The sequence below is a fragment of the Mesoterricola sp. JemC181 genome (genome assembly GCF_055384585.1).
Window position 1 is genome coordinate 2,682,190 of sequence record NZ_AP045076.1, and the last position, 11,805, is coordinate 2,693,994.

Below are 11,805 nucleotides of genomic sequence, written 5' to 3' on the forward strand. Positions count from 1 at the left end.
CTCACGGGGCAAGGCCCTCCACCCGGTAGAGGTCGCTGAGCTCCTTCCGGTAGGCGAGCGCAAGGGCCCGGCCGCCCTCCGCCACGAAGACCTCCCGGCATTCCAGGAACCCGGCCGGATCCTGGGGGGAGAGGGAGGCGAGGACCTTCCGCTGCGCGGTGGCCGGCTTCAGGCGCGTGACGGTCACGGGCAGGCGGGTCGGATCCGAACGCACGAAGGCCGAACCGCCATCCTCGCTCCAGCCCACCACCCCCTCCCCGGAGCGCAGGCCGGGGAGGGCGCCCTGCCCCATGCCCAGGTCCGGGCCCCGCCCCGGGTCCCCGTCCAGGAGCAGCGGGCTCCCGTCGGGGCCGATCCCCCGCAGCCGGGTCCGGGCCCGGAGGGGGAGGTCCCGCGCCCGGTCGTCGCCGGGCCGCAGCGCCAGGACGCCCTGGCGCACGGTCTGCTGGGCCAGGAGGGCCCTGCCGTCCGAGGCGACGTCCAGCAGTTGGAGGTTGCCCTGGCTGCGCATGAGCACCCGCCGTCCGCCCCCGGGTGACAGGGCCCAGAGCACCGTCTGGTCCGCTTCCCGGTCGGAAACCCACAGGTCCCCGCCCGGTCCCCAGGCCAGGCCGGTCAGGCTGCTGCCGTCCGTCTCCCGGACCTTGGTGAAGAGGACCTTGCGGCCGCCCTGCCGATCGTGCACCGCGACCTCGGTGGTGGCCCGGCTGGCATCCGAGTCCAGGCAGGCCAGCAGGTTGCGGTCCCGGGACAAGGCGATCGCGCCGAGGGTCCGGGTGGCTCCATCTCAGGTCTCCGCCACCCGGCCCTCGGGGAATTCGAGACGGTCCTGGGCGCCGGCCGGGGCCACGGTGGCGAGCCCTGCCCCGTCCCACCGGGCCTCGGCCACGTTCTCCCGCACCACCCGGGGCGCCCCGCCGCCCCCGGGAACCCGGATGAGGGTGCCCCGCTGCCGGGTTCCGCCGGCGAACCGGGGTTCCTGGATCAGGGCGAGCTCATCCGCCGGCGAGACGTCCAGGAGCAGGGCATCGGAAAGGCCCAGGGCCTTGGGCTCGGTGCTGCGGGGGTCCAGCACGAAGATCTCTGGCGGTCCTCCGGCCACGCGCATGCTGAAGTACACGGTCCGACCGTCGGCCCCGAACCGCGCCGTCTCCACCGTGCCCGCCGCGAAGGTGAGGCGGTGGAAGACCGGCGCCCTGGGGCGCCGGTTCCCCAGGCCCAGGCCGAGGGCCCCCAGCGCCAGCAGGAGCCCGGCGGCGGCCCAGAGGACGGTCCTGCGCCGGTTCCCCGGGGCAAGCGGCGCGGCGAGGGTGGAAGGGCCCAGGGAGAGGTTTCCCAGGGCGAAGGCCAGGTCCTGGGCGTCACGGAACCGCCGGGCGGGCTCCTTCTCCAGGCAGTGGTCGAGGATCCGGCGCAGGGCGGGCGGGATGGGGCGCTCCGGTTCCCCGGGTTCCTCCTGGAGGACCGCGGCCAGGGTCGCGGCGGCGGAGGCCCGCGCGAAGGCCTTGCGGCCCGTGAGCATCTCGTAGAACACCGCGCCGAAGCTGAAGATGTCGGTGCGGGCGTCCACCTTGCCGCCCCGCGCCTGCTCCGGGCTCAGGTAGGCGAGGTCCGCGTCCGGCTCGAGGAGGGCTGGAGCCTCGTCCGGCGGCGTCCGGCGGGCCAGTCCGAAGTCCAGGATCCTGAGCCGGCCGTCCCTTCCGAGCCAAAGCCTGGCCGGGGCGAGGCCGCGGTGGATGACGCCCCGCTCGTGGGCGGCGGCGAGGCCCTGGGCCAGCTGGATGGCCAGTTCCACGGCCAGGCGCGGGGCCAGCGCCCCCTGCTCCAGGCGGGCCTGGAGGGCTTCCCCGTCCAGCAGCTCCATCACCCCGTAGGGCGGGTCCCCCCGGGTATCGCGTTCCTGGAAACCCGGGAGGTTCGGGTGGCCGAGCGCCGCGATGGCCTGGGCCTCCTGCTCGAACCGGACCCGGGCGCGGGGGTCCCCGGCCAGGTGCTCAGGCAGGATCCGGACCACCACCAGACGGCCCTGGCGCGCGTCCCGGGCACGATAGACCTGCCCGCCCCTCCCGAGCGGGTTGAGAACCTCATAGGGACCGAGTTGGGTGCCTTGCGGAAGATTCATGTCGGGCTGTCTCGCGGACAGGATAATTCACTTCCCGGTCGTTGAGAATGGTTCTCATGGTTGATGAAAACGCCAACATGGACCCGGCGTCCCGTTCCCGCATGCCGGTTTTTTGCGCCGGTGTGCGATAGTGTCCGCAGTCCTTTTCCGGAGGAGGTTTCCATGACCCTGGATGTCACCCCAGCAGCGGCTGCCTTCATCGACCAGGAGAACCGCTTCGGCGCCCACAACTACCATCCCCTGGACGTGGTCTGCACCCAGGGCCGCGGGGTCTTCCTCACCGACGTGGACGGCAAGGACTACATGGATTTCCTGGCCGCGTACAGCGCCGTGAACCAGGGCCACAACCACCCCCGCATCGCCGAGGCCATGATCCGCCAGGTGCGCCGCCTCTCCCTGACCAGCCGCGCCTTCCGCAACGACCAGTTCCCGCCCCTGCTGGAGAAGCTGTGCCGGCTCACGGGCTTCGACAAGGCCCTCCTCATGAACAGCGGCGCCGAGGCGGTGGAGACCGCGCTCAAGGCCATGCGCAAGTGGGGCTACGACCGCAAGGGCATCGAGTATCCCAAGGCGGAGATCATCGTGGCCGACGGCAACTTCCACGGCCGCACCACCACCATCGTCGGCTTTTCCACCGACCCCGATTCCACCAGCCGCTTCGGGCCCTTCACCCCCGGGTTCCGCATCGTCCCCTACGGCGACCTCCAGGCCGTGCGCGAGGCCATCACGCCCAACACCTGCGCCATCTTCATGGAGCCCATCCAGGGCGAGGGCGGCGTCATCATCCCCCCGGCGGGGTTCCTGCGGGGCCTGCGCGAGCTGGCCGACCGGAACCGCTGCCTGCTGGTGCTGGACGAGATCCAGTCCGGACTGGGGCGCACGGGCAAGCTCTTCGCGTTCGAGCACGAGGGCATCCGCCCCGACGGCGTGACCATCGGCAAGGCGCTCAGCGGCGGCTTCTATCCCGTGAGCGCCTTCCTGGCCACCGGGGAGGTGATGGAGGTCTTCACCCCCGGCATCCACGGCTCCACCTACGGCGGCAACCCCCTGGCCTGCGCCGTGGCCAGCGCCGCCCTGGACGTCCTGGTGGACGAGAGGCTGGTGGAGAACGCCGCGGAACTGGGCGCCCACCTGCGCCATCGCCTGGAGACGATGCGCACGGACAAGCTCGCCGAGGTGCGCGTCATCGGCCTCTGGGCCGGCGTGCAGCTCAAGCCCGAGGCCGGCGGGGCCCGCAAATACTGCTACCTGCTCAAGGACCGCGGCATGCTCTGCAAGGACACCCACGTGGACACCATCCGCCTGGCGCCGCCCCTGGTGATCACGAAGGACCAGATCGACTGGGCCGTGGACCAGCTGGAGGCGGTGCTGGGCTAGGTGTCGGCCAGCACGAGGCTTCCTGGACAAAGGATGAAGGGGAGTTCAAGGCAAGAAGATCCCCATCCATCCCATTAATCCGATTCACATCCCTGTTTCAGCAGGGCGAGCACAGGAATGGGTCGGCGAAAGCCGGTAGCTTGCGCGCCTGTTCATTCCTGGCTGGCCCTGCTGAAACAGGGAAGAAATGGATTGACGCGAAAAGGCAGGATAAGGCCTGGCCCGAGCCTTGGGTTTGTCTGAATGGCCTAGTCCAGCTTGCGTGCGGTGAAGAGTTCGTACGCCGTCTGGTAGTACGCGATCGCCAGCGCATCCAGGTTGACCCCCGCCGGCAGGGGCCGGTAGGCGTCCGAGGCGGGATCGTAGCTTTTCGAAACCTTCCCTCCGTGCAGCCCCAGGGTCGTCACCACCCCGTCCTTCATCAGGGCCACCTGATCGTTGTGGTTGAAGAGCATCACCCGGCCCGCCTCCGGAGTATGGAGGACGTCCTGCCCGAACCATGGGGCCGTGTAGGGAAGGCCCAGGAGGCCCATGAGGGTCGGCGCAAGATCCATCTGGGACATGAGCCCGTCCGAGCGCCCCGGGGCCAGGTGGGCGGGGGAGTAGAGCATCAGGGGGATCTCGTAGGTGCGCAGGGGGATCTCCTGGCGGCCGTACACCCGCGCCCCGTGGTCGGCGATGACGATGAACAGGGTGTCCCGGAACCAGGCATGGCGCTCCGCTTGCCGCAGGAACTGGCCCTGGGCGTAGTCCGCGTACCGCACCCCGGATTCCCGGCCGCCCTTGCGGGCCTTCACGCCGATGGCTTCGAGCCCGGGCCGGAAGGTGAAGGGCTTGTGGTTCGAGGTGTTCATGATGTGGAGGAAGAAGGGGGCCTTCGCGGTCGCCAACGTGTCCGCATGGGCCAGGGCCATGTCGAAGAGGTCCTCGTCGGATACGCCCCAGATGTTCTCGAAGCGGGGCGTGGTCTTCAGGTTGGTGCGGTCCAGCACCTCGTAGCCGTTGCTGGAGAAGAAGTCGTTCATGTTGTCGAAGTAGCCGTAGCCTCCATACATGAAGGTCGACCGGTAGCCGAGGCCCCGCAGCACGGAACCCAGGGTGGCCATGGACCCGTGGCCGGGCCGCCGGAGGATGGCCTCCGTTGGCACGGGCGGCAGGGAGTTGGTGATGGCTTCCAGGCCCCGGACGGTGCGGGTGCCCGTGGCGTACACGTGGCGGAACCAGAGGCCCTTCCTGGCGAACTGGTCGAACTGGGGCGTCCAGTCCCGGTCCGAGCCGTAGAGGCGGCTGAACTCCGCCCCGAAGGACTCGCTGGAGATGAGGACGACGTTCAGCCTGCCCAGGCCTCCGGGGCGGGCCGGGAACTGGCGGTCCAGGCGGCCCTCGGCGAGGCGGGTGAAGGTGCCGCCTCCGGGGGCCAGCTGCGCCTTGAGCTGCGCGAGGTTCTCGGCCGGGGGCCGGGTGGCGTAGTAGGCGTGGTAGTCGATCTCGCTGGTGCGCAGGGCACGGAAGAAGCTGGAGGGTCCGTTGGCCGCCAGTTCATTGGCGACGCGGTTGTGGGACCTGCCCAGGAGGTTTGCGGGTACCCAGAGGATGGCGGCGGCCAGGAGGAGGGCGTAGACCGCCAGGACCCGGCTCCGGGCCCGGAAGTCCACGGGCGCGGCCAGGGCCGAAGCCCAGGCGGCGCGGAACCACCAGGCCGCCAACCCCCCGATCAGGGCGGCGGCCAGGATGAGCTTGACCACCGGGTATTCCGTCCAGATGTCCCCGGCCACCTCCGTGGGGTACATGAGGTAGTTCACCGACACCAGGTTGAAGCGGGCGTTGAATTCCTCGAAGAAGAAGTACTCGCACCCCGCGAGCACGAGCCAGCCCAGGACGCACAGGAAGGTCGCCAGGTGCGGCAGCCCGTTCCGCCCGGAGGCGGGGCCGGGCTTCAGCCCGAGGTACAGGACCAGGGGGAGCAGGAAGTAGAGCGTCTGCACCGCGTCGGCCGCGCCTCCGGCGGGCAGGATCCATAGCAGGGCGGACAGCCCCACGCCGGCCTCGCGGCCGAAGCAGGCCCACAGGGCCAGCCGGGACGCCAGGCCCAGGCCCAGGTAGAGCCCGGCCAGGAGCAGCGCGGGGCGGAGGCGGGAGCCCGCGGTCTGGAGGAGGGTGGGCGGTGCGGAGGGGGCGGAGTGCATCATGATGTCCAGAAAAGGCCAGTCTGTTGGGGTGGAGGGTGTTCAGGTCCGGAGCCGGGAGAGCCGCATCAGCCCGAACCCCGCGAGAAGGAGGCAGGGCGCCAGGAAGCCCCAGGCCGCAGGAAGTTCGGAGGCCCGGGCGGCGCCGCCGAAGAGGGTCTGGAGCCCCAGGAACAGCAACCCGCCCACCAGGCCGGCACCGATGGCCTGGCCGCGCCCCTGGCGGGGTCCCGGAAGGGCGTAGGAGAGCATGGCCATCACCAGCAGGGGGCCCGAAACCCAACCCAGAAGGCGGTTCCACAGGAGGTAGGCCCGCTCGGGATCGGGCGCCCACCGCTGCCACTCGACCAGGTCCCGGGTGGCCGCTTCGGAGGCGGAGGGAGCCTTCAGCAGCGCCCGGTCCGGGAACAGGGTGAGGGCGGGGGGGCCGGGCACCAGGGCCATCCCGCCCCAGGGGAGGGCGTCCACCCGCTCCTGCCCGGGCTTCCAGCGGAGCAGGACGGGCGCTTCGAAGGGGGGCTTCAGGGGGAAGCCCCACCGGGCTTCCGGGGAGAGGTGCCACAGGACGCCCGTGGATCCCAGGTACATCCAGGGGGAGGTGTCGCCCTGGGGCGGCGGGCGCCGGAGGATCTGGTGGTACAGGCTCCGTGCCCGGGTGCGCGCCGGGGGAGCCAGGCCGGCCTGCAGCAGGAAGGTGGCCAGGGCCACGGCACCCCAGGCGTAGCGGCTTGCCCAGAGCCACTGGACCAGGCTTACGCCGCCGGCCCGGATGGCCAGCCATTCGCGGGTGAGGCCGCCCTCCGACAGCACCAGCAGGGTGCCCAGCAGAAAGGACACGGGGAGCGCCACCTCGAGGAAGGGGGGCAGGTCCCACACCCAGTAGAGGAGGAAGTCCGCCAGGCGGATGTGGTTCCGGGTGAGATCGCCCGCGAGGCTGGAGAACTCCACCAGCAGGTCCAGCACCAGGAGGCTGCCCATGGTCATGCCCCAGCTGCGCCACCAGGCCAGGGTGGCCCAGTGGCGGAGGACGCCCCGGCGGTTGCCCTGGCGGTGGACCCACTGGGCCAGGGCCGTCCGGGCCTTGGCCAGCCGGGCCTGGAGCGGGGCCAGGCGCAGGCGTTTCCCCAGCCGGTCGAGGAGGACGCCGGGACCCCGGCGGGTCCGGTGGGGGGACAGCCGCCGGTTGAGGAAGAACCAGCCGGCCCCCAGGAAGAGGAAGGGCAGGAGGAGCGTGGGGCCCAGGGCGGGAAGCTTGCCGTCCAGCACCAGGTTCTCCAGGGATTTCATCAGGAGGTAGTAGACCAGGATCACGCCCAGGCTCTTGACGAGGGCGCCTCCGCGGTAGAAGCGCGCATGGCCGAAGCCCAGGCCGATGCCCAGAAGCAGCAGGGCGATCCCCGCCAGGGGAAGGGTCAGGCGCCTGGTGAGCTCGACGGCCGATTCCCGGCGCTGGGAGGTGGGCGCCCGGGGGTCCCGCCAGACCCGCACCAGGGCCCCGGACGGCGCGTAGCGCATGGCCAGGGGGGCCAGCATGCGTGGACCGGAGGGCACCACGAGCCGCTGGAGGTGCTGCGCTTCCTTCAGGTGGACCGGGCCGCCGCCGGAACCGGGATAGCTGGCACCCCGCAGGTCCTCCAGGTGCAATTGGACCTCCACCTGGCCGGCGGGCGTGTTCCCCAGGGTGTAGGCCACCCGGGAGGCGGTCAGGTGCCGGACGCCGGCGGCCGTGACTTCCATGAGGTGGAACTGGCCGGTACCGGACAACCAGAAGGCGGAGTCCGGGGACCCGGGAGGATGCCACGGGGGGCTGCCCGGCCGCAGGAATTTCGCGAGGGCCTCCTCGGCCATCCGGTGGCGGAGGGTCCGCTGCAGCCCGGCGGCCCCGGGCACCAGGAGGTGGGCGTTCAGGGAGGCCAGCGTCAGGAGGCCGGCGCCCAGGATGGCCCACGGCACGAGCCAGGTGCGGCACCCCGCCCCGAGCCCCTGGGCCGCCACCAACTCGGAACCCTCCATCAGCTGCTGGGTGCCCAGGAGCCCGCCCAGCACCGCCGCCATGGGGAGCACCATGCCCAAGGTCTCGGGCAGGGACAGGAGCAGGAGGGGGACCATCCATCGCAGGGCGGCGCCCTGGGCGAAGATCTCCCTGGAGAGCGCGACCGTCTCCCAGGAAATGAGCAACAGGCCATAAAAAAGAAGCGCCCCCAGGAAGGGGGCGAGCCAGCGGCGGAGGAGATAGCGGGTGAGGGTGGACGGCACTTGAAGTTTCCAAATCCTAAAGGATTCCCCTATTCTCCGCGACGGCCGCCGCCGAGGGAAGGGGTTCCCGTCCGCGGCGGGCGGAAACCTGACCCTGGAATTCAACTACAATGGGGTTCGAAAGGGGGTCTTCCCCGTGGGTGGCGAGTCTTCCCTTCTGCTGGACCATGCTCTTGCCTGCATCCGGGCCCATCCGGGCCTGAAGGAGGGCGACCGGGTGCTGGCTGCCATGTCGGGCGGCATCGACAGTTCCGTGATGGCGGCCCTGCTCCACCGGGCGGGCTTCGACGTGGTGGGCGTGTCCATGCAGCTCTTCGACAAGACCCGGGGCGGCACCCGGCCCGAGACGGAGGGCAAGTGCTGCACCCTCGATGATTTTCAGGACGCCAGGCGGGTGGCCTTCCAGACGGGGTTTCCCCACTACGTGCTGGACCTGGAAGGGCCCTTCAAGGCGACCGTCATCGACCCTTTCGTGCAGGGCTATCTGGCGGGTGAAACCCCCAGCCCTTGCATCCGGTGCAATCAGCACCTCAAGTTCCGTGCGCTGCTGGACGCGGCCTCGGACCTGGACTGCGCCTTCGTGGCCACGGGGCACTACGCGCGGATCACCCGGGACGGCTCGGGCTACCACCTCCTGAAGGCCTCGGACCCGCTCAAGGACCAGAGCTACTTCCTGTTCACCCACGACCAGGCCACCCTGGCGCGCACCCTGTTCCCCCTGGCGGGCTTCGCCAAGGTCGAGGTGCGCCAGCTGGCCCGGGACCTGGACCTCCACCTGGCGGAAAAGGCCGAGAGCCAGGAGATCTGTTTCATTCCCGAGCGCTACGACCGCTACATCGAGGAGGAGGGGCTTGCTCCGGCACGTTCGGGGGACGGCCCCATCCGGCACCTGGACGGGCGGGTCCTGGGCACCCACGGAGGCACCTGGCGGTTCACGGTGGGCCAGCGCAAGGGGATCGGGGTCGCCTTCGCCGCGCCGCTGTTCGTGGTCCGGGTGGATCCCGCCACCGACACGGTGTGGGTGGGGGAGGAGGACCGGCTCCTGGAGACCGGGTTCACGGTCAGGGAGGTGTCCTGGTGCGGCGAGGCCCCGGCCGGATCCCTGGCCTGCCGGGTGCGCATCCGGTCCCGGGGAAAAGAGGCCGAGGCGGTGGTCCATCCCCTGGGGGGCGGGCGGGCCCGGGTCCGGTTCCTTGAGCCCCAGCGCGCCATCGCCCCGGGGCAGGCGGCGGTCTTCTATGTGGCGGACGAAGTGGCGGGTGGAGGCTGGATCGAGCCGCAAGCCATGTGATAATGCCCTTCATGGCGGGCATTCTTCGGGCAGGGGTCGTTCTTCTGGCTTGGGCCGGCACCGTGACGGCATCCGCTGGTCCCATGGAGCCCGGGCGGCGTCCCTTCGTCATGCTGGGGACGGACCAGGGCCTGTCCTCGGGTGCCGTCGTGTGCATGGCCCAGGACCAGGACGGGTTCCTGTGGATGGGCTCGGAGAACGGGCTGCTCCGCTACGACGGCGGGCAGAGCCGCCAGTGGAGCGCCGAGGACGGGCTGCCCTCGGCCTCGGTGGGCAAGCTCCTGGCGTGCCCCGGCGGCGGCATCTGGGTGGGCACCCTCCGTGGACTGGTGCGCTTCAGGAACGGGCGCTTCGAGAAGATCACCCTCGATGGCCAGCCCTACGCCCACTCCGTCGCGGAACTGGCCCTGGACCGCCGGGGGCGCCTCTGGGCCTACACCTTCAAGGGCCTGATCCGGCAGAAGGAGGGGCTGGCCTTCGAGACCGTGCCCTGGGCGACGCCGGACAACGTCTATGGGCTGATGGCGGGCCCGCGCTCGGGAGCGGTCTACGTGGCGGGCCAGCACGGCATCCAGGTGTTCGGGGAGGACGGCTCCATGGCGAACTGGGGCCCCGCCCAAGGGCTGCCGCCCAAGGGGCCCCTGCTGGTGGCCGAGGACGGCAAGGGGCGGGTCTGGGCCGGCGGCGGCGCGTCGCTGATGATGAAAGGGCCGGAGGACCCGCGGTTCCATGACGAGTCCAGCCGCCTGAAGGCGAGCATCTCCCCCAACGGGCAACCCTTCCTCGACCGGGACGGCTCGGTGTGGATCCCCACCCAGAACGGGGCCCAGCAGCTCGACGGCGAGCTCCTGGACACCGCGCGGGGCCTGCCCTTCCGCTGGGTCAGGGGCCTGTTCCGGGACCGGGAGGGGGCCCTCTGGGTGATGGGGCCGGGCCTGGCCCACATGCTGGGCCGGGGGCGGGTCCTGAACCATCCCCTCACGCGGGGGGATTCGGGCGAAGTGGTGTGGTTCCTCGTGCGGGACAGCCAGGGGCGCATGATCGCCGCCACCGACAACGGGGCGGTGCGCATGGAGGCCTCCGGCCCGGCCGCGATCCCCGGCACGGAGGGCACGCGCATCAAAGGCATGGCGATCGACCGCGCCGGCACGCTCTGGATGGTCAACACCCGGGGACCCACGCTCTGGCTGCGGTCCGGGCGGACCCGTGCCGAAGTGGCGCCCCTGGGCGACCTGGGCATCGGCGCCAACAGCGTCTTCGAGGACAGCCGCGGCGTCGTGTGGGTCGGCGGGGTGCGCCAGGGCCTGCTCCGCTACGACGCCAGGGCCGGCAGGCTCGTGGAGGACGTGCCCCGGACCTTCACGGGGAGCGATCAGCTGGGGGTCTACGAGATCCATGAGGACGACCGGGGCGGGCTCTGGGCCGGCTGCGACGGGGGGCTGCTGCAAAGGCCGAACGGCGGCGCCTGGACCTTCCATGCCGGCAACGCCGGCTCCCGGGTGCGGGGCATGGCCCTGCTTCCCGACGGCACCGCATGGATCCACTACGAGGAGCCCATGGGAATCGCCCGCGTGCGTCCCGCGGACGGCGCCATCCAGGTGCTGGAGCGGCGCACGAAGGGTTGGGGCCTGCCCAGCAACATGGTCTACGGGGTGCGCCGGGACGAGCGCGGGCGGATCTGGGTGTCCACCGACAAGGGCCTGGACCGGGTGGAACCGGCCCTGCACGTGGGCCGACGGGACGGGATGGTCAATGAGGACTGTTCGATCAGCGCGCTCCTGGTGGAAAAGGGCGTCGTGTGGGTGGGCACGTCGGGCGGCCTCATGCGCTTCGACAGCACCGGGGCCTCGGCCCCCATGGAGGCGCCCCGGGCCTTCGTGATGCAGCTGGCCTACGGCAACCGCGTCCTGGAGCCCCCTTTCGGCCAGGTGGATCCCCTGCCCTACGACAAGGCGACGGTGGATTTCCAGGTTGCCGCGCCCTGGTACCTCAACGAGCTGGACGTGCGGTTCCAGGCGCGGCTCCTGGGGCTGGAGGACGCCTGGCGGGACCTGGAGGGGCGGCGGGTGCACTTTCCCGCCCTGCGCGGGGGGCGCTACCGGTTCGAGGTGAGGGCCGCCCTGGCCCAGGGGCCCTTCGGCCCCCCGGCGGGCGTGGATTTCCGGGTGACGCCGCCCTGGTGGAGGACGGGCTGGGCCTACGGCCTGGCTCTGCTCACGGGGACGCTGGCCCTGGCGGGCGTGGGCCGCGTGCGTGGCGCCGCCCTGCGCCGCCGCAGCGCTGCGCTGGAGGACCTGGTGGCCATGCGCACCCGGGAACTGAGGCAGCGCAACGTCGAGCTGAGCGAGGCCCTGGGCAATGTCAAGCAGCTGTCCGGCCTCCTCCCCATCTGCGCCCACTGCAAGAAGATCCGCGACGACCGGGGCTACTGGAACCAGCTGGAGCAGTATCTTTCCAGCCACGCGGAGGTCGGCTTCTCGCACGGCATCTGCCCCGAATGCGCCTCCGAGCTGTTTCCGGACTTCCTCCAGAAGCGCGACAGGGCCTGATAGACTGGTACCTTCACGACCCTT

7 protein-coding genes are annotated in these 11,805 nt (G+C 71.1%); 3 read left to right on the top strand and 4 right to left on the bottom strand.

Features of this window, described 5'->3' with window-relative positions; translation table 11 throughout:
* Position 1 precedes the first annotated feature (1 nt).
* On the bottom strand, positions 2-754 hold the full coding sequence (locus ACZ5MC_RS11800) for a hypothetical protein (RefSeq protein WP_464515901.1): 753 nt from the start codon (positions 752-754) through the stop codon (positions 2-4).
* Positions 755-787: 33 nt separating this feature from the next.
* Complete coding sequence (locus ACZ5MC_RS11805) at positions 788-2,122, bottom strand: protein kinase domain-containing protein (protein WP_464515902.1); 1,335 nt, start codon at positions 2,120-2,122, stop codon at positions 788-790.
* Between the two features lie 162 nt (positions 2,123-2,284).
* Here ACZ5MC_RS11805 and rocD point away from each other — a divergent pair, with 162 nt between their 5' ends.
* Complete coding sequence (gene rocD, locus ACZ5MC_RS11810; RefSeq protein WP_306600626.1) at positions 2,285-3,499, top strand: ornithine--oxo-acid transaminase; 1,215 nt, start codon at positions 2,285-2,287, stop codon at positions 3,497-3,499.
* A 248-nt stretch (positions 3,500-3,747) separates the two neighbouring features.
* Here the strand turns inward: rocD and ACZ5MC_RS11815 are convergent, their stop codons facing one another.
* Both ACZ5MC_RS11815 and ACZ5MC_RS11820 read right to left on the bottom strand, forming a co-directional pair.
* Complete coding sequence (locus ACZ5MC_RS11815) at positions 3,748-5,685, bottom strand: LTA synthase family protein (protein WP_464515903.1); 1,938 nt, start codon at positions 5,683-5,685, stop codon at positions 3,748-3,750.
* Positions 5,686-5,727: 42 nt separating this feature from the next.
* On the bottom strand, positions 5,728-7,941 hold the full coding sequence (locus ACZ5MC_RS11820; protein WP_464515904.1) for an LptF/LptG family permease: 2,214 nt from the start codon (positions 7,939-7,941) through the stop codon (positions 5,728-5,730).
* Positions 7,942-8,140: 199 nt separating this feature from the next.
* On the opposite strand from ACZ5MC_RS11820, the gene mnmA reads away from it, so the two are divergent.
* Both mnmA and ACZ5MC_RS11830 read left to right on the top strand, forming a co-directional pair.
* Positions 8,141-9,232, top strand: coding sequence for a tRNA 2-thiouridine(34) synthase MnmA (gene mnmA / locus ACZ5MC_RS11825; protein ID WP_464517784.1), 1,092 nt, complete (start codon positions 8,141-8,143; stop codon positions 9,230-9,232).
* 62 nt (positions 9,233-9,294) lie between these two features.
* A complete protein-coding gene (locus ACZ5MC_RS11830) occupies positions 9,295-11,781 on the top strand; it encodes a ligand-binding sensor domain-containing protein (protein WP_464515905.1) in 2,487 nt (828 codons plus the stop codon).
* Positions 11,782-11,805 lie beyond the last annotated feature (24 nt).

Coding starts and splice junctions, on each gene's coding strand:
- ACZ5MC_RS11805 (WP_464515902.1), bottom strand. CDS start 2,122: ATGAATCTTCCGCAAGGCACCCAACTCGGTCCCTATGAGGTTCTCAAC.
- rocD (WP_306600626.1), top strand. CDS start 2,285: ATGACCCTGGATGTCACCCCAGCAGCGGCTGCCTTCATCGACCAGGAG.
- ACZ5MC_RS11815 (WP_464515903.1), bottom strand. CDS start 5,685: ATGCACTCCGCCCCCTCCGCACCGCCCACCCTCCTCCAGACCGCGGGC.